This window comes from Erwinia sp. BNK-24-b, from assembly GCF_047456155.1.
GTDB classification, from domain to species: Bacteria; Pseudomonadota; Gammaproteobacteria; order Enterobacterales; family Enterobacteriaceae; genus Erwinia; species Erwinia phyllosphaerae.
In genome coordinates this window covers 331,463-355,348 of the sequence record NZ_CP179901.1, presented here as the reverse complement: position 1 = coordinate 355,348, position 23,886 = coordinate 331,463, and the positions used below count along the sequence as shown (strand labels likewise).

21 protein-coding genes are annotated in these 23,886 nt (G+C 55.1%); 12 read left to right on the top strand and 9 right to left on the bottom strand.

Annotated elements, in window-relative coordinates; genetic code table 11:
• Nucleotides 1–6: 6 nt before the first annotated feature.
• The 8 genes from tldD to csrD all read right to left on the bottom strand — a co-directional run bounded on the left by tldD (nt 7) and on the right by csrD (nt 12,356).
• A complete protein-coding gene (tldD, locus tag ACMGGR_RS01685; protein WP_246759786.1) occupies nt 7–1,452 on the bottom strand; it encodes a metalloprotease TldD in 1,446 nt (481 codons plus the stop codon).
• An 81-nt stretch (nt 1,453–1,533) separates the two neighbouring features.
• Entirely contained in the window at nt 1,534–5,334 is a 3,801-nt protein-coding gene (gene yhdP, locus ACMGGR_RS01680; RefSeq protein WP_414148014.1) for an AsmA2 domain-containing protein YhdP, read from the bottom strand.
• Nucleotides 5,335–5,440: 106 nt separating this feature from the next.
• Nucleotides 5,441–6,910 carry a ribonuclease G gene (rng, locus tag ACMGGR_RS01675; RefSeq protein WP_246759783.1) on the bottom strand — a complete coding sequence of 490 codons (1,470 nt, stop codon included), beginning with the start codon at nt 6,908–6,910 and terminating at the stop codon, nt 5,441–5,443.
• Complete coding sequence (locus tag ACMGGR_RS01670) at nt 6,900–7,493, bottom strand: Maf family protein (protein WP_414148013.1); 594 nt, start codon at nt 7,491–7,493, stop codon at nt 6,900–6,902. Before ACMGGR_RS01670 ends, rng begins: the two co-directional genes overlap by 11 nt.
• Before the next feature lie 8 nt (nt 7,494–7,501).
• Nucleotides 7,502–7,990, bottom strand: a complete 489-nt coding sequence (mreD, locus tag ACMGGR_RS01665) for a rod shape-determining protein MreD (protein ID WP_246759780.1) — start codon at nt 7,988–7,990, stop codon at nt 7,502–7,504.
• Nucleotides 7,987–8,985 (bottom strand): rod shape-determining protein MreC, encoded by a 999-nt coding sequence (gene mreC / locus ACMGGR_RS01660; protein ID WP_414148012.1) that lies wholly within the window; start codon nt 8,983–8,985, stop codon nt 7,987–7,989. The genes mreD and mreC overlap by 4 nt, the downstream gene beginning before the upstream one ends.
• 64 nt (nt 8,986–9,049) lie before the next feature.
• Entirely contained in the window at nt 9,050–10,093 is a 1,044-nt protein-coding gene (gene mreB, locus ACMGGR_RS01655) for a rod shape-determining protein MreB (protein ID WP_003855260.1), read from the bottom strand.
• A gap of 313 nt (nt 10,094–10,406) precedes the next feature.
• Nucleotides 10,407–12,356, bottom strand: coding sequence for an RNase E specificity factor CsrD (gene csrD / locus ACMGGR_RS01650; protein ID WP_246759776.1), 1,950 nt, complete (start codon nt 12,354–12,356; stop codon nt 10,407–10,409).
• Nucleotides 12,357–12,539: 183 nt separating this feature from the next.
• Between csrD and ACMGGR_RS01645 the strand changes: the two genes are divergently transcribed.
• The 12 genes from ACMGGR_RS01645 to lpxP all read left to right on the top strand — a co-directional run bounded on the left by ACMGGR_RS01645 (nt 12,540) and on the right by lpxP (nt 23,517).
• Nucleotides 12,540–13,547, top strand: a complete 1,008-nt coding sequence (locus ACMGGR_RS01645) for an oxidoreductase (RefSeq protein ID WP_414148011.1) — start codon at nt 12,540–12,542, stop codon at nt 13,545–13,547.
• 379 nt (nt 13,548–13,926) lie between these two features.
• Nucleotides 13,927–14,934, top strand: a complete 1,008-nt coding sequence (gene msrP, locus ACMGGR_RS01640; RefSeq protein ID WP_246759773.1) for a protein-methionine-sulfoxide reductase catalytic subunit MsrP — start codon at nt 13,927–13,929, stop codon at nt 14,932–14,934.
• A complete protein-coding gene (msrQ, locus tag ACMGGR_RS01635; protein ID WP_246759772.1) occupies nt 14,934–15,533 on the top strand; it encodes a protein-methionine-sulfoxide reductase heme-binding subunit MsrQ in 600 nt (199 codons plus the stop codon). Before msrP ends, msrQ begins: the two co-directional genes overlap by 1 nt.
• 225 nt (nt 15,534–15,758) lie before the next feature.
• A complete protein-coding gene (gene aroQ / locus ACMGGR_RS01630; RefSeq protein WP_414148010.1) occupies nt 15,759–16,211 on the top strand; it encodes a type II 3-dehydroquinate dehydratase in 453 nt (150 codons plus the stop codon).
• Nucleotides 16,212–16,232: 21 nt separating this feature from the next.
• A complete protein-coding gene (gene accB, locus ACMGGR_RS01625; protein ID WP_246759769.1) occupies nt 16,233–16,706 on the top strand; it encodes an acetyl-CoA carboxylase biotin carboxyl carrier protein in 474 nt (157 codons plus the stop codon).
• 14 nt (nt 16,707–16,720) lie between these two features.
• A complete protein-coding gene (gene accC / locus ACMGGR_RS01620) occupies nt 16,721–18,070 on the top strand; it encodes an acetyl-CoA carboxylase biotin carboxylase subunit (RefSeq protein ID WP_414148009.1) in 1,350 nt (449 codons plus the stop codon).
• A gap of 67 nt (nt 18,071–18,137) precedes the next feature.
• A complete protein-coding gene (locus tag ACMGGR_RS01615) occupies nt 18,138–18,374 on the top strand; it encodes a YhdT family protein (protein ID WP_246759767.1) in 237 nt (78 codons plus the stop codon).
• Entirely contained in the window at nt 18,371–19,798 is a 1,428-nt protein-coding gene (gene panF, locus ACMGGR_RS01610; protein ID WP_246759766.1) for a sodium/pantothenate symporter, read from the top strand. The genes ACMGGR_RS01615 and panF overlap by 4 nt, the downstream gene beginning before the upstream one ends.
• Nucleotides 19,799–19,826: 28 nt before the next feature.
• Nucleotides 19,827–20,708, top strand: a complete 882-nt coding sequence (prmA, locus tag ACMGGR_RS01605; protein ID WP_246759765.1) for a 50S ribosomal protein L11 methyltransferase — start codon at nt 19,827–19,829, stop codon at nt 20,706–20,708.
• 400 nt (nt 20,709–21,108) lie between these two features.
• A complete protein-coding gene (dusB, locus tag ACMGGR_RS01600; RefSeq protein WP_414148008.1) occupies nt 21,109–22,074 on the top strand; it encodes a tRNA dihydrouridine synthase DusB in 966 nt (321 codons plus the stop codon).
• A gap of 24 nt (nt 22,075–22,098) precedes the next feature.
• Entirely contained in the window at nt 22,099–22,395 is a 297-nt protein-coding gene (gene fis, locus ACMGGR_RS01595) for a DNA-binding transcriptional regulator Fis (RefSeq protein WP_000462905.1), read from the top strand.
• 201 nt (nt 22,396–22,596) lie between these two features.
• Nucleotides 22,597–23,517 carry a kdo(2)-lipid IV(A) palmitoleoyltransferase gene (gene lpxP / locus ACMGGR_RS01590; RefSeq protein WP_246759762.1) on the top strand — a complete coding sequence of 307 codons (921 nt, stop codon included), beginning with the start codon at nt 22,597–22,599 and terminating at the stop codon, nt 23,515–23,517.
• Here lpxP and ACMGGR_RS01585 read toward each other — a convergent pair.
• A complete protein-coding gene (locus ACMGGR_RS01585; protein ID WP_414148007.1) occupies nt 23,514–23,702 on the bottom strand; it encodes a hypothetical protein in 189 nt (62 codons plus the stop codon). The two genes, lpxP and ACMGGR_RS01585, sit on opposite strands and share 4 nt — an antisense overlap.
• Nucleotides 23,703–23,886 lie beyond the last annotated feature (184 nt).

The following is a 23,886-nucleotide window of genomic DNA, read 5'->3' as shown; positions in this document are numbered from 1 at the left end:
ACCCTGTCAGGCGGTTCCGCCTACGGTCAGCTTGTCCAGCTTCAGCGTTGGCTGGCCGACGCCAACCGGCAGGCTTTGCCCCTCTTTGCCGCAAACGCCAACGCCTTTGTCCAGCGCCAGATCGTTGCCAACCATCGAGATTTGCTGCATCGCTTCAATACCGGAACCGATTAAGGTCGCGCCCTTCACCGGTTTAGTCACCTTGCCGTTCTCGATCAGATAGGCTTCGGACGTTGAGAAAACAAACTTACCGGAAGTGATATCTACCTGACCGCCGCCGAAGTTTGGCGCATAAAGGCCGTACTCTACGCTGGCAATGATCTCTTCCGGCGTGGATTTTCCGGCCAGCATATAGGTATTGGTCATGCGCGGCATCGGCAGGTGCGCATAAGATTCACGGCGGCCGTTGCCGGTAGGCTTAACGCCCATCAGGCGCGCATTGAGCTTATCCTGCATATAACCTTTCAGAATGCCGTTTTCAATCAGCACGTTATACTGACCCGGCACGCCTTCGTCATCTACCGCCAGCGAGCCGCGCAGGCCTTCGATGGTGCCGTCATCCACTACGGTGCACAGATCGGACGCCACTTTCTGCCCCATCTGCCCGCTGAATACCGAGGTGCCGCGACGGTTAAAGTCGCCTTCCAGGCCGTGGCCTACCGCTTCATGCAGCAGCACGCCCGGCCAGCCCGCGCCAAGCACGACGGGAATAGTGCCTGCCGGTGCGGCCACGGCGCTAAGATTGACCAGCGCCATACGCACCGCTTCACGCGCCCAGGCTTCCGCACGAATTTCGCCCGACTCGTCCGCCAGGAAAAACTCGTAGCCAAAACGTCCGCCGCCGCCGCTGGAGCCGCGTTCGCGCTTGCCGTTATCTTCTACCTGCACGCTGACGGAAAGGCGTACCAGCGGACGGACATCAGCCGCCAGCGTGCCATCGGTAGCGGCAACCAGCACCATTTCATACACGCCGCTAAGGCTGGCGCTGACTTCCTGCACGCGTTTGTCTGCCGCGCGCGCCGCCGCATCAACGCGATGCAGCAAGGCGATTTTTTCTTCACGCGTGAGGCTTTGCAGCGGGTCAACGGCAGGATAGAGCTGGCGGTTCAGGACTGCGCCAAGCGTATGCGCTTTGCCGTTGCCCTGCTCGCGCACGATGCTGCGAGCGGCCGTCGCGCTTTGCGTCAGGGCGTTAAGGGTTATCTGGTCGGCATAGGCGAAGCCCGTTTTTTCGCCGCTGATGGCGCGCACGCCAACGCCCTGGTCAATATTCCAGGAGCCGTCTTTAATAATCCGGTCTTCCAGCACCCAGGATTCGTGGTAGCTGGACTGAAAGTAGAGATCTGCATAATCCAGCTTGCGTTCAGAGAGCTGACCGAGAAGGGAAAAGAGATCCTGTTGGTTGATATTATTAGCAGTTAGTAACTGTTCACTTACCAGATTCAGACTCATGTATTCTCGCTCTGTTAGGGAGCCAGTCGTCGCTGGCGGTTATTCTCTATAGCCTGAGGCAATTCCCCGGTCACGTCAAATTCACTTCGCGCTCTTTTCCCGCGGTTTACGCAGCACTTCGTCAATCTGCGGCTTATCCATCGGCCCGGAGATATGATAGCGCAGCACCGAAATTTTATGCCACAGCGGTCCCAGCACTTTGCTGGCGGCAAAAACCGCCGCGCCGATAACCGGATTGACCGCAAATGCCGTTGCCACGCCGACGGTAGCGGAGATTTCCGGCGCGACGACCGCTTCCATATCAATCTGCCGCTTCACCAGGTCAAGTTTGCCCTGCATGGCGATATCGGCTTCCAGCCCGTCCACCAGCAGGTTATCGGTATGCAATACGCCTTTTTCAATCCAGGCAGTGCCGTTGACGGAATCAAAATAGAAGCCCTGGCTGAAAGTATCTGAAAAATCAAGGCGCAGCTTGCGTAGCAGCGCGTCAAAGCTCATCAGGCGCAGTATCTGTCCGGCGGCTCCGGTGTTCACATCCGCAATTTGCCCCGCACCGAAATGGGATTTCAGCAGGCCGCTCAGCGTAGTTACCGACGGCTGCCACGGTGCTGCCTGCCAGTGCAGATCGTAGTGAATATTGAAAGGTGCATCCTTTAAAGGCGAATTAACGCCAAACCAGCCGGTAGCTTCATTGATTTTTGCGCCGCTAAGCGTGCCCTTCAGCGCCGTGCGTTGCGCGCCAGGACGGTTGACCCATTCACCCTCTACCTTGAGACGAGCCTTGCCGGTATCAATCAGGCCATTTTGTAAGGTCAGCGTGTCGCTGGTGTGGCTAAGATTCGCCTGGATACGACCAAAGCGTTGTCCACGCAGCCAGCACTCGTCGCAGTTCAGATTCAGAGCGGGCCAGCTGCTGAAATCGATGCCCTTCGCTTTATCGTCACCAAACGGCGAAGCGCCGCCGGCGTCTGACCACTGTGGGTTGTAATAAAGATAAGTAAGCTGGCCCTGCCACGGCGAATGCTGCTTCATCACCAGCTTGCCGTTGATTTCACGCCCTTTAGCCTGCACGACGTTTTCGCCTGACACCGTCTGGTTTAGCGTGACCTGCAGATCCTGCCAGCGCTGACCGCCCAGCGTTAAAGCAGGCGTCCGTAACGTGATATTGCCGGGGAGATAAGCCTGCCCTTTGCCTGAGGCGCCAGCAGCGCCCGAACCGCCTGCCAGCAGGCCCAGCCAGGCCTCGCCATCCAGCGGCGGCAGGTTGAGCACCATACCGGACGTTTCCGGCAGGTCGGGCGTTCGCGTCGCGTTGTTTTCCCAGACGCCACGATCGACGCGCAGCTGTTTGCCCAGCAGCCAGCGGCTGTTAAAGCGATGATTTTCACCAACCGCGCCGTGCAGCGTAAATGCCGAAAGATTTCCCTGCGCTTCTACTTTAACCGGCATCGCTTCATTCTGCGGCTTATCCAGCGGCGACGGTAAGTGACTGCTTACATTTTTCAAGTCGCCCGTCAGCGCTATCTTATAGTTTGCCCCGCCGTCGTGCGGTAGCGCAATTTGCACCGCACTTTGCCAGCTGGCGGAACCGCCCAGCTTTTCCTTCAGCGCAGAAGGGATACCCTCTGTTTTAGCGGGCTGCCAGTCGCCTTTCAGATCTACGCCAATCTGGTAGTCTTTCTCGCCTTCCTGCGTATTAAAGGTGACGTTAATGGGCTGCCCAAACCAGCTTGCGGTCAGGGGGCCGCTTTGCAGATTACCGTTGTCGTAAGTGAAGCGGCCGCTGAGCTGTTTAATAGTGCTGTTGAGCGGCTTGATGAACAGGGCATTATCGCGCAGATTGACGTCGCCGCTGGCTTTCACCTTTTCCCCATCCAGCGGGATATTTAAATGTAAGCGACCGCTTACATCGCCGCCCACCTGGAGTTCATCAAGCGCGGCACCCAGCGAGGACTTGAGCGGTGTCTGATTGAAATAGCGCCCTATCTCCAGGCCCGAGCCGCTGATATCGCTGTCGATAATCAGCCTTTCCTTCATATAATCCGGAATAGCCGCCGCGATATTTCTGCCCTGCACCTTGCCCAGCAGCGTCTGCTGCGCCTTCATAAACAGTCCATCGTTTAAAAAGTTCAGATCGATATCCAGCTTTTGCAGATCCGGCCAGCCCGGCTGGAACTGATAGGTCGCCTGGCGTAACGGCACCCTGACCTGGAACATGCCGTCGTTATGCTTGAAGGGGAAAAGTTCGGGATTGCCCGCAAATAGCAGCGTGGCGTTATTAACGTGACCGCCTTTGATGGCGCCACCCAGATAGTCAACCAGCTTCGTGCCCATCAGCGGCTCCGGGAAATAGCGCCACGCATCGCCCGCCTTAGTCAGGTTGATACCGGCCAGAATGTCCAGTCGCGGTGCCTGGTCTTTGTGCTGAGCATAGCTAAAGTCCCCTCTGGCCCACAGCGATCGCGCCTGTACGTCCAGGTCTTTGCCTGACAGCTTCAGGCCATCATTACCGGTTTGCCAGCTAAACGCGCCGGTAGCCTGGCTGATTTCCAGCGGCGCACGAAACATAGTGCCATAAGGCAGCGTAGCGTTTTTCAGGCTGAAGTTCAGTTTGCCGTCCGCTACGCTACCCGCCAGCGAACCGTTAAGGTGTTCCATTCCCGGCAGCAGTTCCCAGTACTGCCAGCTCAGATCCTGCCAGCTGGCCTGAAAACGGGTTTGCTCCGGCTGCTGAAGCGGAATGTCGGCAGCCAGCGCCTTAATTTCTCCGCGCGGCTGAAGCGCACGCCAGTTCGCCAGCAGCGTAGGCGTCGCTTTAGAAAACAGAGGAAGCAAAGCGTCAAAGCGTTCCAGCGCCAGATGGGTGGCGCGCACGCGTAGCTCTTCTGGTCTGCCAGGGCCCAGGGTGCTTTCCGGCAGCCACAGCAGTGAAACGCGCCCGCGCGGCCAGGCTTGCCCGTCGGTGCTCAGATTGGTCTGAGGTACTTCTACGCGCCAGCCTTGCTCAAAACGATCGACATGGGCCGTGACGTTATCCACGGTAAAGTGATGGGACTGTTTGTCGCCGTGCCACTGCGCACCGCCTTTTTTCAACAGAATATCGCCGCTGTGGATTTCGCCGTCCTGCAGGCTCATCCACGCCGCCAGCGAGAAGCGCGCGCTTTGCAGGCTGGTGTTGTCCTGCATCCACTGTCCCAGCCAGGGCCGGACATCCACATCATCGGCCTGCATCCAGGCGCGGCCGGTATCAAGGTAGCCGTTGGTATCGCTTAAATCGAGGCGCACCTGCACCACGCCGTGCTGCCCGGTAAAGCTGGAGAGGCTGACCAGCCCTTCTGCCCGATGGCGCGTTTTTTCATTTAGCCAGGTCAATTGCGGGATCGCCAGCTTCGCGCGCTGGCCGGAAAGCGTCAGAAAGCTGATCTGGCTTTCACGCAGATCGAAATGGTCAAACTGGCGCAGAAAAAGATCGCTGAACTGACCCGGCTTAAGCTGCATTTTGCCACTGTCGCCAGAGGTCAACGGCGTGTTAGTGACCAGGTCAAGCTGCCAGAAAGTGAGATCGCGGAACTGTGGCCGCAGATGCAGCAGCGACTGCCAAACGTCCAGCGCCAGCGTGACGCGTCCTACCTTGAGCGTACCGCCATCTTTCAGGCCGACCCGAACCGCTTTGATCTCCAGCACCGGCCCAAAGTTTTCCCAACGGCCCTGCAGAAAGTTAGCCTGAACGGGCATGTCGATGGCGGAGGAGACGCGCTGCAAAAGAGGTTCACGCCAGCTGTTCATATGCGGCATTGCCAGACGCAGGCCGCTGACCAGCAGCGCAATAATAACGACGATTATTGCGCCGGTTAGTAGCAGAATCCTCGGCAATTGCCTCACACACCTCTCCTTGACGTCCGCCGTGGCGGACCATAAGCACGTTAACCCTCGGCGGCGCGCAGGCTAAAATTGGGGTTTGATCAGCGAGCCGGACGGCCCGGCTGATTTACATCATGACGACGTCAAACTGCTCCTGAGTATAGAGCGGTTCAATCTGTACTTTCACCTGCTTGCCGACGAATATTTCCACTTCCGCCAGCGCGTGCGATTCGTCAGTTTTCAGCGCTTCCCCTACGGAAGGTGAAACGTAGACCAGAAAACGGTCCGAATCGTAGGCGTGATGCACGCGGACGATTTCGCGCATGATTTCGTAGCAGACGGTTTCTACCGTTTTCAGCGTGCCGCGCCCTTTACATACCGGGCAATCCTGACACAGCACGTGCTCGATACTTTCCCGCGTGCGCTTGCGGGTCATTTCTACCAGGCCCAGCTGCGAAAAGCCGTTGATGCCGGTTTTGACCCGATCTTTACTGAGCGCCTGCTCCAGCGAGTGCAGCACGCGGCGGCGATGCTCTTCATTATTCATATCAATAAAGTCGATAATGATAATGCCGCCGAGGTTACGCAGTCGCAGCTGGCGGGCAATGGCCTGGGTCGCTTCGATATTAGTATTAAAAATGGTTTCATCAAGGTTGCGGTGGCCAACAAAGGCACCGGTATTGATGTCGATGGTGGTCATCGCTTCAGTTTGATCGATGATCAGGTAGCCGCCGGACTTCAGCTCTACCTTGCGATCCAGCGAGCGCTGAATTTCGTTTTCCACATCAAACAGGTCGAAAATAGGCTGCTTGCCGGTGTAAAGCTCCAGCTTTGCCGTCATTTCCGGAATGTATTCGCTGGTGAATTCGACCAGATGTTCCCACGTCAGGCGCGAATCGATGCGGATGCGGTCCAGTGCGGCACCGGCAAAATCGCGCAGGATGCGCTGCGACAGCGCCACTTCGCCATAGAGACGGCAGCGGGTTTTATTACGTTTTTTGCGCTCGAGAACCTTGGTCCACAGCCGCTTCAGAAAGGCGGCGTCGGAAGCCAGCTCCTGCTCGCCCACGCCTTCAGCCGCGGTACGGATAATGTAGCCGCCCAGCTCGTCGCAGTAGCCCGATACCACCGATTTCAGGCGTTCGCGCTCGGCTTCGCTTTCAATACGCTGCGAAACACCCACGTGCGATGCGCCTGGCATAAAGACCAGATAGCGTGAAGGCAGCGTAATATCGGTGGTCAGCCGCGCGCCCTTGGTGCCCAGCGGATCTTTCACCACCTGCACCATTAAATCTTGCCCCTGGCGCACCAGCTCGGAGATATCGCGTACGGAGAAGTTTTTGCGCTCGTCGCCTGCGACGCACTCGGTATGCGGCATAATGTCAGAAGCGTGCAGAAAAGCCGCTTTTTCCAGACCGATATCGACAAAAGCGGCCTGCATGCCGGGCAGAACGCGGCTAACGCGGCCTTTATAAATGTTGCCGACAATGCCTCTGCGCGCTTCGCGTTCGATATGAATTTCCTGCAGGATGCCGCCGTCGATCCAGGCCACACGGGTTTCTGAAGGGGTAATATTTACCAGTAATTCAGCCGTCATCTTGTTCCCTTATCTCGCGCAGAGCGTGAAAATGGCTCAGCAGCTCAGCCGTCTCCACCAGCGGCAATCCCACCACGGCGTGATAGCTTCCGTTGATTTTTCTGACAAAATTTCCGCCGAGCCCCTGAATTCCATAGGCACCGGCTTTGTCCATCGGCTCACCGCTGGCGATATAAGCGGCGATATCTTCTGCGGTCAAAATACGGAAGGTCACTTCGGTTGTGACCAGACAATCAAGCTGCCGCTGGCGGTCTGCCAGCGCAATAGCCGTCATTACCACGTGCGTCTGGCCAGAAAGCTTCGCCAGCATGGCCGCTGCCGCCGCTTCATCCGCCGGTTTTTCCAGTACTTCGTTATTTAATACGACGATGGTATCCGCGCCAAGAACGGGCAGATCCTGTTCGGCGACCGCCACGCCAGCCAGCGCTTTCTCATTGGCCAGGCGCATTACGTAGGCGGCGGCCGCTTCTTCCGGCCGCTTCTCTTCTGCAACCTGCGTACTCAGGCGTTCAAAACGCAGGCCAAGCTGCGTTAGCAATTCGCGACGGCGGGGAGAACCAGAAGCCAGATAAAGGGATAGCATAATCTTCCTTATTGTACGGCAAACTGGCGGCGTATTTTTCTCATCAGTAAGAACAGCCAGGGCCACAGAATACCGTCTATGATGCCGCTCCAGAAAATTTCCGGACGGAACGAGACGTTAATGACTAAAAATTCCGCCCAGAAGACGATGACGTCCATCGCCAGCGACAGCACCATGACCATCAGCGCCTGCTGCCAGAGCGCGAGGTTGCGGAAAAGCTGAAACTTAAACGCGACCAGATAGGCGACAATGCTGAAGGCCAGCGCCCGCACGCCCAGCGTCGAGCCGGAAATCAGATCCATTATAGATCCCATCACAAAGCCCGTGCCGACATTCACGCGATGCGGTAGCGCAAGTACCCAGTAGATCAGAATCAACAGTAGCCAGGACGGCCTGAACATATAGAGTTGTTCAGGCCAGGGCATGATTTGCAACACCAGCGCGACCAGAAACGAGAGCCAGATGACCCAGCGTCCGTGGCTGCGATAGCTGCTCAAGGCTGGCCTCCGCGAGCAGGCGCGGCCTGGCTGGCGGCAGGCGTTTGCTGCGCGCCCGGTGCTGGCGGGCCCATTAGCTCGCTGGCGGCCGGCAATACCTGCGGCATCATCTGCATCAGGCGTTCATTGGCGACGCGGTGAACTTCATCCGGCGCCATCGGCATGGTGCCGTTACGATCCGCACCCCACAGCAGTAGCAGATAGCGCAGTCTCTGTAGCCCTGCGGTTGGATGGGCCTGAATAACGGTGTAGGCGCGCTGCGTGTCGAGTTTTACAGAAGAAACCACGCCGACCGGATAGCCTTCCGGGAAACGCCCGCCCAGGCCGGAAGTGACCAGCACATCCCCCGGACGAATATCGGTGTTGCCTGGCAGATGCTCAAGCTGCAAATCTTCCGTACAGCCGTTACCCGCCGCAATTACGCGGATGTCATTACGCAGTACCTGGATAGGCAGCGCGTGTGAAGAGTCGCAGATTAGCATCACGCGGCTGGTGATTTTGCCCACGGCAACCACCTGGCCTACCACGCCTTTATCGCTGATCACCGGCTGGCCTTCATACACGCCGTTTACGCTGCCCTTATCGATAACCACCTGGTCGGTATAGGGATCGGTGCCGGTTGAAATCACCTGAGTGACCATTTTGTGCTCGTCCTGGCGCAGCGGCGATCCCAGCAGCTCGCGCAGGCGCGCGTTTTCCTGCTTAAACTGACCAAGCATCAGCAATTCGCTGTTTTTCAGCATCAGCTCGCGCTGCAGAGCTTTGTTTTCCAGCTCCAGCTGCTGACGAGAAGCCAGCGTTTCAGAAACGCTGTCCAGAATCTGACGTGGCCCGTTGGCCAGAAAATAGAATGGGCTGACCGCCGTATCCATATAGGTGCGGATCTGGCTAAAAGCGCCCATGCGGCTGTCGGCGATAATGACGCCTACCGCGACCACAACTGCCAGAAACAGACGTAATTGCAGGGAGGGTCCCCTGCTGAAGATTGGCTTCATAAACTCGGCGTAGTCCTCGACATCATTAACAAGGCGCGCGGCAGCCGCACGCCTTCAGGGCTGATTATTCTTCGCTGAACAAGTCGCCGCCGTGCATGTCGATCATTTCCAACGCTTTACCGCCACCGCGTGCAACGCAGGTTAACGGATCTTCGGCAACCACGACCGGGATGCCGGTTTCTTCCATCAGCAGGCGATCGAGGTTACGCAGCAGCGCACCACCGCCGGTCAACACCATACCGCGTTCGGAGATGTCGGAAGCCAGCTCTGGCGGACACTGTTCCAGCGCAACCATCACCGCGCTGACGATGCCGGTCAGCGGCTCCTGCAGCGCTTCAAGGATTTCATTGGAGTTCAGCGTAAAGCCACGCGGCACACCTTCTGCCAGGTTACGACCACGCACTTCGATCTCGCGTACTTCGTCGCCCGGATAAGCAGAACCGATTTCGTGCTTGATACGCTCTGCCGTCGCTTCACCGATCAGCGAGCCGTAGTTACGGCGCACATAATTAATGATAGCTTCGTCAAAGCGGTCGCCGCCGATACGTACAGATGAAGAGTAAACCACGCCGTTAAGAGAAATAACCGCGACTTCAGTCGTACCGCCACCGATATCCACAACCATTGAACCGGTCGCTTCAGAAACCGGCAGGCCTGCGCCGATTGCCGCCGCCATAGGTTCTTCGATCAGGAAAACTTCACGTGCGCCTGCGCCCTGAGCGGATTCGCGGATAGCACGGCGTTCAACCTGAGTCGCACCAACCGGTACGCACACCAGCACGCGCGGGCTTGGGCGCATAAAGCTGTTGCTGTGAACCTGCTTGATAAAGTGCTGCAGCATTTTTTCGGTCACAAAGAAATCGGCGATAACGCCATCCTTCATTGGACGAATAGCCGCGATGTTGCCAGGCGTACGCCCCAGCATCTGTTTAGCATCATGCCCGACTGCCGCAACGCTCTTTGGCGAACCGGCACGATCCTGACGAATGGCGACGACGGAAGGCTCGTTCAGAACGATGCCCTGTCCTTTCACATAAATCAGGGTATTGGCAGTACCCAGGTCGATGGACAAGTCGTTGGAAAACATGCCACGGAATTTTTTAAACATACTGAAGGATAATCCTGCTAGCTGGGGGCGGAAAATAAAATCCGCTTACTTTACCAACCACACGAAGCAGCGACAAGGCGCAAAAACGCTCTGCTTCGGTGAAAAATCACGCTATCTCACGCCTGAAACACAACCCCAAAAGCCAGGCCGACAAAGTGCCCGTATTCAGGCGTCGCGCGCATATTTTAAGGCTGCTGTACGGACATAACGTACATAAAATTTTACATATTTGGACGCTGCTTCATCGTCCGTCAACCGTAGCCGGCACCACAGCCGCGCGGGTATTCTACGTGAAATCCGGCTTAACGGCAGACTAAACTCGATATCTTTGCGAATATTTTTTTGCATCACCTGTTAACAACTGCGATGCAGCAATAAAATCGCCCTGGCCACCTGCAATACCCAGTTTTTTCAGGGTTTGCCATTCGCTGCGGTTTTTAACCCCGGCAGCAAAAATCCGGGTAGGCTTTCCTTTACAGCTTTCCAGCAGGCTCTGCACAAAAAGCTGGTTCTCTTTCCGCCGATCGATATTGCGTACCAGCCCCGGATGCAGCTTGATCAGCTCCGGCTCAACCACTCTGATATAAGCCGTGCTGACCAGCGTTAGCCCGGCCTGATTGATCACAATCCGGCAACCAAATCCCTTCAATAAATGAAAGGCCCTGTGCAGGCGGCTGATGTGTTGACCTACATCTGCTTCCGCAAGTTCAAATAAAATACGATTTCTTTGTAATTTAGTGCATTGCAGCAGCATATCGCGTAGCCAAACCTGAAAAGGCCGCTGTAGCAGCGCATCGACCGTTAGCGGGATAGCCATACTCTCTTCCGGTAACGCTTTAATCAGGGCCAGGATACGGCTGACCAACAGGCGGTCGTGGCTTTCTGCCATACCGAGCTGCTGGACCAGCGGCAAATATTCCGCCACCGAGACCTCCGTTTCGCCATCAAAAATGCCCGGCATGATTTCACGGTGATGGACTTGTCCTTCCTGAGTGACGGCAGGCTTCTGGTATAAACGCGGGCCGCCACGGTGGAGCGTATTTTCCAGCAGCGTGCGCCATTTGACGCTGCCACGGCTGAACTCCTGCTGCGGCGTTTCGCTAACCGACCAGTTGTTACCGCCTAAAAGCGCCGCGTGGCGCGTGGCCAGCTCGACGCTTTCCATTACCTGCTGGGTGGTCTGTCCGCTGTGCCAGGGAGTGATGCCTATATGGATCATGTCTTCGCGATCCAGCATGCGGGTCGGTGGCAAAGCGTCTACCGCATTAATAAGCTGCGAGGCGATACTGTCGGCGTCTTTCAGACTGCGATGAGGAAGGAGTAAGGCAAAGTCGCTACGGAAATAGCGGGCAAGTAGCGATCCCGGATAGCGCATAACAAAGGTGGACAGTAAGTTGACCAGGCTGAAGAGGTAATCCTGTACCTGAGAATGCCCCCAGTTATCGCGCAGCGTGTCCAGGTCGGGCAGGCGAATCATCATCACCATGCCGTGCGCGCCGGTGGTTTCATTGTTTTCCAGTAGCGTCGCCAGCTGGTTATCAAAGAACAGCCGGTTGTAGAGGCCGGTCATGGGATCCTGAGCCGCAAACGCGCGGATTAGCGTATCGACGCGATTGCGCTGCTCGCCCGCTTCCAGCAGATCGCCCAGCAGCAAATCCAGCGCGCTGCTGGCTTTTGGCGGCCACTCCTGTACGGCACCCTGCTTTACCGTCTCCCTTTCACCTTTAAGGATCCTTTCCGCGCGTATTTCCAGGCGCTCCATGCCTTCAAGCTGTCGGTATAGCCAGCGATGCGTCAGAGAAAGGATGAGCGTCAGCAGCCCAACAAGCAGCAGTGCCAGGCTTAATATTGACGCACCGGTGAAAGAGGTGAGCCAGGTTTTCGCCATGTCTATCCAGACAATATGCAGAGTGTAACCGGGGTGCTGTTTCAGCCGGATGGTACTTTCGCGGTAGCGGTTCGGCTCATCTTCCAGCAGCGCATCCTGCTGGCGGGCTACGCTTGCGGCAGGTCGGTTCTCTTCCTGAAACGTCACGCGAATGACCCGTAACGGCCCCATTACCCTGGGCAGCCATTCAGCAATCTGTGCTGGCGTTTGCTGCTCAAGCGCGAGGTCGACATCTTCGGCCATCGTTTGCAGCCGGTGTTCGGCACGTAAATCGCTGAGGTAATAGAAACTCATGACGCCACACACCAGCATAACAAGCATGACCAGCGCGCTGACAAAAGTGATGAGGGCGGAAAGTTTAGTGGTTAATCGCATCCTTGTGCTCTTTGACTGCCGTTAAAGAAACGCCGTGAATCATCCTGCAAGGGTTCACGATGACTATTTCCGCAAAGGGGTTCGCACGCCTTTCTGTATTTTTAAAAAATATTTTGTTCTGCCGCGAGTATAGTGAGGTCAGGCTTTAATTATACCTTTGCGATTCATTTTCAGGAGATTCTCATGCAGGCACTTGTTCTTGAGCAGTCCGAAGGCAAAACCCGGGCAGAAGTTAAGCATATCAGCGTGGACACCCTGCCGCCCGGCGAGGTGACGGTCGATATTCACTGGTCAGGACTGAATTACAAAGATGCGCTGGCGATTACCGGTAAAGGCAAAATCATCCGTCAGTTTCCTATGGTGCCCGGCATCGATTTTTCCGGCACGGTTCGCCACAGTGAAGATCCGCGTTTCCATGCTGGCCAGTCGGTACTTTTGACCGGCTGGGGCGTGGGTGAAAATCACTGGGGAGGCCTGGCGGAACAGGCCCGGGTGAAAGGCGACTGGCTAATCCCCATGCCGGAAGGCCTGGATGGACGCAAAGCGATGATTATCGGCACGGCCGGATTAACGGCGATGCTGTGCGTGATGGCGCTGGAAGAAGGCGGTCTCGTACCACAAAGCGGTGAGGTCGTGGTAACGGGTGCCAGCGGCGGCGTTGGCAGTACGGCGGTATCACTGCTTAGTTCGCTGGGCTATCAGGTTGTGGCGGTCAGCGGTCGTTCATCAACCCACGACTACCTGCGCCAGCTGGGCGCCAGCGAAATTTTGCCGCGTGACGCTTTTGTTGCCGACAGCCGTCCGCTGGAAAAACAGCGCTGGGCGGGTGCCGTCGATACCGCTGGCGATAAAGTGCTGGCGAACGTGCTGGCGCAGATGAATTATGGCGGGGTAGTCGCAGCCTGTGGCCTTGCGGCAGGTTTTGCCTTGCCGACAACGGTGATGCCTTTTATTTTACGTAACGTTCGTCTTCAGGGTGTGGATTCAGTGACGACGCCGCTTAATCGCCGCCTTGAAGCCTGGAAAAGGCTAACGAAAACCCTACCTGACGCTTTCTATCAGCAGGCCACCAGCGAAATCACGCTGGCGGAAGCGGTAGCCAGCGCGGAAAAATTGCTTAACAACGAAATAACCGGCCGCACGCTGGTTAAAATTAACCAGGCCTCTTTTACTCCGGCGCACGCTGATTAAAACTAACCAGAGCTCTTTTACTTCGGCGCACGCTGGTTAAAACTAACCAGGCCTCTTTTACTCCGGCGCACGCTGATTAAAACTAACCAGAGCTCTTTTACTCCGGCGCACGCTGATTAAACTTAACCAGAGCTCTTTTACTCCGGCCGCCCTTTTGCTGCCGGAGTAGTCGTCTTTACATTTATCAGCGGTTTGTTTACCCATTACCCCAGCATCATTTTACTTTCTTAACGTTAACATAACTCATTACACTTACCTGAAGCTCAAACTGTTCACGGACCTGATATCCTCATTCGCATACGCTTTTTTCTGCCTGCTGATTCGCTCAAACCGGATTTATTGGTCATGCTAAAGAGCGATCGATTCTGGAGACTCTGTAATGAAGCCCGTTGATAAACTCACTGAAAATGATGTAACGCCTGAGACCATTTTTAATGCCGAGCGCCGCCAGGTGATGAAGGCGTTGGGTATCAGCGTGGCTGCCCTGTCGATTCCCACGGCAAAAGCTGATGTGCTTTCGTGGTTGCAGGGAAAAGGCAAAGAGAGTCCAAAAGCGCCAGCGGGTAAACCGCTTGATTTCAGCAAGCCCGCGCAATATCAGGCCAGCCTGCCGTTGACGCCGGAAGATAAAGTCACCGGCTATAACAACTATTATGAGTTTGGTCTGGATAAAGCCGATCCGGCTGCCAATGCGGGATCGCTAAAAACCACCGACTGGAAGATTGAGATCGGCGGGGAAGTAGCGAAGCCCATGACGCTGGATATGGACGATATCTTTAAGCGTTTTCCGCTGGAACAGCGTATTTATCGGATGCGCTGCGTAGAAGCCTGGTCGATGGTCGTACCCTGGATTGGTTTTGAACTGGGCAAGCTGTTAAAGGCGGCGGAGCCCACCAGCAATGCACGCTATGTCGCTTTTCAGACTCTTTATGCGCCGGAAGAGATGCCCGGTCAGCGCGATCGCTTTGTTGGCGGCGGCATCGATTATCCCTATGTAGAAGGGCTGCGGCTGGATGAGGCGATGCATCCATTAACCATGCTGACTACCGGCGTGTATGGCAAAGCGCTGCCGCCACAAAACGGCGCGCCCATCCGCCTTACCGTACCGTGGAAATATGGTTTTAAAGGCATCAAGTCGATCGTAAAAATCACGCTGGTTAAAGAGCAGCCGCCGACCACATGGAATCAGCTGGCCGCGAATGAATATGGCTTTTACGGCAACGTTAACCCGCATGTCGATCATCCGCGCTGGTCTCAGGCTACTGAACGCTTTATCGGCTCTGGCGGGATCCTGGATGTTAAACGCCAGCCTACTTTATTATTCAACGGTTACGGCAGCCAGGTTGCCTCGCTCTATAAGGGGTTAGATCTGCGGGAGAACTTTTAGTGCGCCTGACGATTAAACAGATTACCGGTCTGAAAGTTCTGCTGCATCTTGCCGGTTTTTTACCTTTTCTCTGGCTGATTTTATCCATTAACCAGGGCTGGCTAAGCGCCGATCCGGCAAAAGATATCCAGCATTTTACCGGCAGAATGGCGCTGAAGTTCCTGCTGGGCACCTTGCTGGTAACGCCGCTGGCGCGCTATGGCAAGCAGCCGCTGCTTATTCGCGTTCGCCGACTGCTTGGCCTGTGGTGCTTTGCCTGGGCCACGCTGCATTTGGTTAGCTATGCGCTGCTTGAGCTGGGCATTGATAATCTGGGCCTGCTGGGTTCCGAACTGATCTCCCGGCCTTATCTCACGCTGGGCATTATCAGCTGGTTTATTCTGCTGCTGCTGTCGCTGACTTCTTTTCAGAAAGCGCAGAAGAAGCTGGGGAGAAACTGGCAAAAGCTGCATAACGCCATTTATATCGTGCTGATCCTGGCCCCGATCCACTATCTGTGGTCGGTAAAAACCTTTTCGCCCCAGCCATGGATCTATGCTTTTATCGCGCTCGTCCTGCTGCTGTGGCGCTATAAAAAATTCCGCGGCTGGCGGCGATAAACTGTGCGCCGCTCCGCATATCTCGCTATTACCGCGCGCTTTATCTGCAGTTGCTGGATTATCTTCGCTGATACGACCAGTATTTAGCTGCTAATTGCGTTGAAATCGTTATAATGCCCGGTTTTAAACCTGCGGACAGGCCAAATTTCACCTTCGAAGGTGACAAATGGCGTTTCGCGTTGTATTTTGTGCGATGCCTCAATTATCGCAGGAGATAGCAGCAAGATGACCGACAAGTTTCACATACTGCTTTTGAACGGTCCAAACCTGAACCTCCTTGGCACACGCGAGCCGGAGAAGTATGGCAGCACGACCCTTCTCGATCTCGTCAGCATGCTGAACAAGCAGGCTGAAGATCTCCACGTGAAGCTGAGTCATCTGCAGTCCAATGCGGAACACGCGTTAATTGACCGCATTCATGAAGCGAAAGGCAATGTCGATTATATCGTCATTAACCCGGCGGCTTTTACGCATACCAGCGTTGCGCTTCGCGATGCCCTGCTTGCAGTGAGCATCCCGTTTATTGAAGTGCACCTGTCTAACGTGCATGCCCGCGAACCTTTTCGCCATCATTCTTATCTTTCTGATATTGCTGCTGGCGTAATCTGTGGACTTGGCGTCGACGGTTACTCCTGGGCTTTACAGACGGCGGTAAAACGCCTGTCACAATCTAATTAAACAGAGTACGGAACCACACTAATGGATATTCGTAAGATTAAAAAACTGATCGAACTGGTTGAAGAATCAGGCATTGCTGAACTGGAAATTTCTGAAGGTGAAGAGTCCGTTCGCATCAGTCGTTCCCCAGCCAATCCGGGCTATCCGATGATGCAGCAGGCCTATGCTGCACCAATGATGCAGCAGCAGCCTGCCCTGGCTACCGCCGTTGCACCTGCCGCTACGCCTGTGATGGAAGCGCCTGCCGCTGCCGAGATCAGTGGTCACATCGTACGTTCACCAATGGTCGGTACTTTCTACCGCACGCCAAGCCCGGACGCGAAAGCCTTTGTCGAAATCGGCCAGAAAGTTAACGCTGGCGATACCCTGTGCATCGTTGAAGCGATGAAAATGATGAACCAGATCGAAGCCGACAAGTCCGGCGTGGTAAAAGCGATTCTGGTCGAAAGCGGTCAGCCAGTTGAATTTGACGAGCCGCTGGTAGTCATCGAATAACGACGAGGCGAACCATGCTGGATAAAATTGTAATAGCTAACCGTGGTGAAATTGCGCTGCGTATTTTGCGTGCCTGTAAAGAACTGGGCATCAAAACCGTCGCCGTGCATTCAAGCGCGGACCGCGATCTGAAACACGTGCTGCTGGCGGATGAAACCGTTTGTATCGGCCCGGCACCTTCCGTAAAAAGCTACCTGAACATCCCTGCCCTGATTTCCGCTGCGGAAATTACCGGCGCGGTGGCGATTCACCCTGGCTACGGCTTCCTGTCTGAAAACGCCGATTTTGCCGAGCAGGTTGAGCGCTCCGGCTTTATCTTTATCGGCCCGAAAGCCGACACCATTCGCCTGATGGGCGACAAGGTGTCCGCTATCACCGCGATGAAGAAAACCGGCGTGCCAACCGTACCGGGTTCTGACGGTTCGCTGGGCGACGACATGGAGAAAAACCGCGCCATTGCTAACCGCATCGGTTATCCGGTGATCATCAAAGCCTCTGGCGGCGGCGGCGGTCGCGGTATGCGCGTTGTGCGCCACGACAAAGACCTGGAGCAGTCCATTAACATGACGAAAGCGGAAGCCAAAGCGGCTTTCAATAACGACATGGTCTATATGGAAAAATTCCTGGAAAACCCACGTCACGTGGAAATCCAGGTGCTGGCTGATGGTCAGGGCCACGCGGTCTATCTGGCTGAACGCGACTGCTCAATGCAGCGTCGTCACCAGAAAGTCGTGGAAGAAGCGCCAGCGCCAGGCATCAGCGAAGAACAGCGCCGCTTTATCGGCGAACGCTGCTCGAAAGCCTGTATTGATATCGGCTATCGCGGCGCGGGCACCTTCGAGTTCCTGTTCGAAAACGGTGAGTTCTACTTCATTGAAATGAACACCCGTATTCAGGTTGAGCATCCGGTAACGGAAATGATCACCGGCGTTGACCTGATCAAAGAGCAGCTGCGTATCGCTGCCGGCCAGCCGCTGTCGATCAAACAGGAAGATATTGTTATTCGCGGACATGCGGTTGAATGCCGTATCAACGCCGAAGATCCAAACACCTTCCTGCCAAGCCCTGGCAAGATCACGCGCTTCCATGCGCCCGGCGGGTTTGGCGTGCGTTGGGAATCTCATATTTACGCTGGCTACACCGTACCACCGTATTATGATTCCATGATTGGCAAGCTGATCACCTATGGCGAAACGCGTGAAGTCGCGATTGCCCGCATGAGGAATGCACTGGCAGAGCTGATCATTGACGGCATCAAGACTAATATTGAGCTGCAAATGAAGATCATGGATGACGAACACTTCCAGGTGGGCGGCACTAACATCCATTATCTGGAGAAAAAACTCGGCATTCAGGAAACCTGATTTGTCTGAGGAATGAAAGGAAGGCCGGTCTGACCGGCCTTTTTCTTTGCCTGTTCCGGGAGGAAAAATGGAAAAACGCTTTGTGCAGGCGCATCGCGAGGCCCGCTGGTCGTTCTGGCTGGCGGTGGCCTATCTTGCCGCCTGGTTTCTGGCGGCGCTGTCGGGTGATAACCAGCCCGGCCCAACCGGCCTGCCCCACTGGTTTGAAATGGCCTGTCTGCTGGTACCGCTGCTGTTTATTTTCTTTTGCTGGCTGATGATAAAACGCGTGTTTCGTGATATTTCCCTGGAGGATGCGCCATGAAGCCAGGGGTTATTGTACCGTTAATCGCCTATCTGCTGCTGGTTGCCGCGCTGTCTGTCTATGCCATGCGTAAACGCCGCGAAGGCAGCTTCCTGACCGAATATTTTCTTGGCAGCCGGTCGATGGGCGGCTTTGTGCTGGCCATGACGCTAACGACCACCTATATCAGCGCCAGCTCGTTTATCGGCGGCCCCGGCGCGGCCTACCATTACGGGCTGGGCTGGGTACTGCTTTCAATGGTTCAGGTGCCGGCCGTCTGGCTGTCGCTGGGCATTCTGGGCAAAAAGTTTGCTATCCTGGCGAGGCGCTACAATGCCGTCACGCTGAACGATATGCTTTTTGCTCGCTACCGCAGCACGCTGCTAGTGTGGTTCGCCAGCCTGAGCCTGCTGATTGCCTTTGTCGGTGCGATGACCGTGCAGTTTATCGGCGGCGCACGGCTGCTGGAGACGGCGGCAGGCATTCCTTATGATACCGGCCTGTTAATTTTCGGCGGCGCTATCGCATTCTATACCGCTTTTGGCGGCTTTCGTGCCAGCGTGCTGAACGATGCTTTGCAAGGCCTGGTGATGCTGCTCGGCACTTTTATTCTGCTGTTTGCCGTGATCCATGCCGCAGGCGGTATGCACAGCGCGGTACAGAAGCTGGAGCAGATTAATCCCCAGCTGATTTCGCCCGGCGGCGTGGATAATATCCTTAGCCCAACTTTCCTGGCCTCTTTTTCCGTGCTGGTCTGCTTTGGCGTTATCGGGCTGCCGCACACTGCCGTTCGCTGTATTTCCTATAAAGACAGCAAGGCTGTGCATCGCGGGATTGTGCTTGGCACCATCGTGGTTGCCGTACTGATGTTCGGGATGCACCTGGCTGGCGCGCTGGGACGTGCGGTTATGCCCGATTTGAAGATCCCTGACCTGGTTATCCCTACGCTGATGATCCACGTTTTGCCGCCGCTGGCTGCGGGGATCTTTCTTGCCGCGCCGATGGCGGCGATTATGTCGACGATCAACGCACAGCTATTGCAATCTTCCGCCACGATCGTGAAAGATCTGTTTTTACGCGTGCGTCCGCAGCAGATCGATAATGAGCCGCTGCTGAAAAAGATTTCGGCGGCCGTCACGCTGGTGCTGGGCCTGCTGCTGCTGCTGGCGGCCTGGAATCCACCCGACATGCTAATCTGGCTTAATCTGCTGGCTTTTGGCGGCCTGGAGGCGGTGTTTTTGTGGCCGCTGGTGCTGGGCCTGTACTGGGAAAAAGCCAATGCTGCCGGCGCGTTGAGCAGTATGGTTAGCGGCGCGGGCTGTTATACCCTGCTGGCCAGCTTATCGCTGCAGCCCTGGGGCTTTCACCCCGTGGTGCCGTCGCTGCTGCTTAGCCTGATTGCTTTTGCAATCGGCAACCGTTTTGGCCGTCCTCAACGGCCATAGCCTTTTTGTCTGACTAAAGAGAATCGCAATGCCCTGGATACAAATGAAGATCAACACCACTGGCGCACAGGCTGAAGAGCTGGGCGATGCGCTGATTGAGAACGGGGCTGTCTCGGTCACGTTCCAGGATACGCACGATAATCCGGTTTTTGAGCCGCTGCCGGGCGAAACCCGCCTGTGGGGCGATACCGATGTGATCGGCCTGTTCGATGCAGAAACCGAGATGCAGGACGTGATTGCCGGTCTGGAACAACATCCGCTGCTCGGCGCCAGTTTTCATCACAAAATTGAGCAGATTGAAGATAAAGACTGGGAGCGCGAGTGGATGGAAAACTTCCACCCGATGCGCTTCGGTCAGCGTCTGTGGATCTGCCCAAGCTGGCGTGACGTGCCGGATCCGCATGCGGTTAACGTGATGCTCGATCCCGGCCTGGCTTTCGGCACCGGCACGCATCCAACGACGGCGATGTGCCTGAGCTGGCTGGACGGTCTGGATCTGGCGGGCAAAACGGTAATTGATTTTGGCTGTGGCTCCGGCATCCTGGCTATCGCAGCTCTTAAGCTGGGCGCGGCTAAAGCTATCGGAATTGATATCGATCCGCAGGCCATTCAGGCCAGTCGCGACAATGCCGAGCGCAACGGCGTATCGGAACGCCTGTCGCTCTATTTGCCCCATGAGCAGCCTGACAACCTGAGTGCGGATGTCGTCGTCGCCAACATTCTTGCCGGCCCGCTGCGCGAGCTGGCCCCGCTTATCAGCGTGCTGCCGATATCCGGCGGTCATCTGGGGCTTTCCGGCGTGCTGGCCAGCCAGGCAAGCGGCGTTTGCGAAGCCTATGAGGACAAGTTCACGCTTGATCCTGTGGCGGAGAAAGAAGAGTGGTGTCGCATCACCGGCATACGCCGCTAATCAACGAATTTAGCCGATAATGCTCGCCTGTCGCCTGCATAAGGCGCTTAAGCAAGTCATTAATCGTGCAATCCGGCCTTTACATGCGCGGATTATCGTCGAATAATTGACCGGGCACTGGCAGAATCGAGGCGGACACGGCGGTATCAGGCCTGTTTTTCACGCAAGATACCGTTATTTATAGTGTTAAGTTTGTCACAGAAAAAGAAAAATATTTGTTCATAATTTAGCCTTTGATATTTAACTTGTTGTTTAATATTAATATTTATCAAGTAAGCTAATCGCGTAACCTTGTGGTGACCCTTTTTACGCGAAATTGTTCAAAGTTTGGCCTTTCATCTTCTGAAAAAAATGCGTAATATACGCCGCCTTGCGAACACACTATGGTCACTTTTTTTTCATGCGCATAGGAAACCACCAGCTTCGCAATCGCCTGATTGCAGCACCAATGGCCGGAATTACCGACAGGCCTTTCCGGACGCTTTGTTATGCAATGGGCGCTGGTATGACCGTATCGGAGATGCTGTCGTCAAACCCGGAAGTCTGGGCCAGCGACAAATCACGACTGCGTATGGTACACAGTGATGAGCCCGGTATTCGTACCGTGCAGATTGCCGGTTGTGACCCTGAAGAGATGGCTGAGGCCGCGCGCATTAACGCTTTATCGGGTGCGCAGGTTATCGATATCAACATGGGATGTCCGGCTAAAAAGGTGAATCGTAAAATGGCGGGCTCGGCCCTGCTGCAACACCCTGAACTGGTGAAGTCTATCCTTTCAGCGGTAGTTAATGCGGTAGATGTGCCCGTCACGTTAAAGATTCGCACCGGCTGGGACACGGATAACCGCAATTGTGTTGAGATTGCCCAATTGGCTGAACGTTGTGGCATTCAGGCCCTGACCATCCACGGACGCACTCGCGCGTGTTTGTTCAACGGCGAAGCTGAATATGACAGCATTCGGACAGTTAAGCAGAATGTCTCTATTCCCGTTATCGCGAACGGAGACATTACTGACCCGCATAAAGCCAGAGCCGTACTCGACTATACGGGGGCTGATGCCCTGATGATAGGACGTGCGGCTCAGGGAAGACCGTGGATCTTCCGGGAAATCCAGCATTATCTGGACACTGGGGAGCTGCTGGCACCAATGCCACTGGCTGAAGTAAAGCGCTTGCTTATCGAGCACTTACGGGAACTGCACGACTTTTATGGTCATCGCAAAGGATACCGTATTGCCCGGAAGCACGTCTCCTGGTATCTCCAGGAGCATGCCCCAAACGACCAGTTTCGGCGCACATTCAACGCCATTGAGGATGCCAGCGAACAGCTGGAGGCGTTGGAAGCATACTTCGAAAAACTTGCATAATAGAAATAAAGAGCTGACAGAACTATGTTCGAACAACGCGTAAATTCTGATGTACTGACCGTTTCAACCGTTAACTCCCAGGATCAGGTGACCCAAAAGCCTCTGCGTGACTCGGTCAAACAGGCACTGAAGAACTATTTTGCTCAACTGAACGGTCAGGATGTTAATGACCTGTATGAGCTGGTTTTGGCTGAAGTAGAACAGCCTCTGTTGGACATGGTGATGCAATATACCCGTGGCAACCAGACCCGTGCAGCCCTGATGATGGGTATCAACCGCGGTACGCTGCGTAAGAAACTGAAAAAATACGGCATGAACTAAGGTTTCGGTTCATTGTGACGGAGGCGCTACGTACTGTTAGCGCCTTTTTTAATGTCTGCGATTTACACAGAATCGTCTGGCTTGTGTAAATATCAGACGTTAATCTCAACTTCTCGTCGATGTCGTTGTCCTATCCTCTGTATCGCTGCGGATTAACTTCTTTATGCGCTACATCTTCCATGCACGCATAAAGAGAGACATATGAAGGAATCTCCCCGCTTTACCCGCAACATGATGCATCCACGTTACTGGACAACATGGGCCGGACTGGGATTACTGTATTTACTGGTGCTGCTGCCTTTTCCAATGCTGCAAAAACTGGGCACATGGATGGGCCGCACATCAATGCGTTTTCTGAAACGCCGTATTCGTATTACTCGCCGCAATCTGGAGCTGTGCTTTCCGGATATGCCAAAAGAACAAATTGAGTTGAGCATTGTGCGCAACTTTGAGTCGCTGGGCATGGGACTGCTGGAAACCGGTATGGCCTGGTTCTGGTCCGATCGCCGCGTTAAGCGCTGGTTTACCGTTAACGGCCTGCATAATTTGCAGGCCGCGCAAAAAGAAGGCCGCGGCGCGCTGATTATCGGCGTACATTTTATGTCGCTGGAGCTGGGTGGCAGAGCAATGGGCCTCTGTCAGCCGATGATGGCTATGTATCGTCCGCATAACAACAAGCTGATGGAGTGGGTGCAAACCAAAGGCCGTATGCGTTCCAATAAGGCGATGATTAACCGCCGCGATTTACGCGGTATGGTGCAGGCGCTGAAACAGGGTGAAGCGGTCTGGTTTGCTCCCGATCAGGACTACGGCCCTAAAGGCAGCGTGTTTGCACCGCTGTTTGCCGTCCCTCAGGCTGCGACGACCAGCGGTACCTGGATGATTGCTCGCATGGCTAAACCAGCAATGATTACCGTAGTGCTGATCCGTAACGAAGACGGAAGCGGCTACGAGCTGGTGATTCAGCCCGAGCTAAAAGAGTATCCGATTGAGGATGAGCAGCAGGCCGCTGCCTATATGAATAAAGTTATTGAGGGCGAAATTATGCGTGCGCCCGATCAGTATATGTGGCTGCATCGCCGCTTTAAAACGCGTCCCGATGGCGCTCAGCCGCTCTATTAACTCTCTGTAACGCTTTTACTGAAGCCAGCCTCATCGGGCTGGCTTTTTGCTGCCTCTGCCTCTGCTTCTGCTTCTGCTTCTGCTTCTGCTTCTGCTTCTGCTTCTGCTTCTGCTTCTGCTTCTGCTTCTGCTTCTGCTTCTGCTTCTGCTTCTGCTTCTGCCACGACAATTGCATATCTCGTCACATTCACACATCTTTTTTGAAACGGTTTGCACTATTTGTGAACATCCGCGCGGCTTTTGCCACCATTTAGTGCGCAATATCAGACAAATTTTCAATCTGCTTCCGAATATTAATAAACCTTTCTATGAAATTCAGGATGCTGCAAACCTGGCATTACCTTTGCACAACCAGGGAGGGCTTTCACC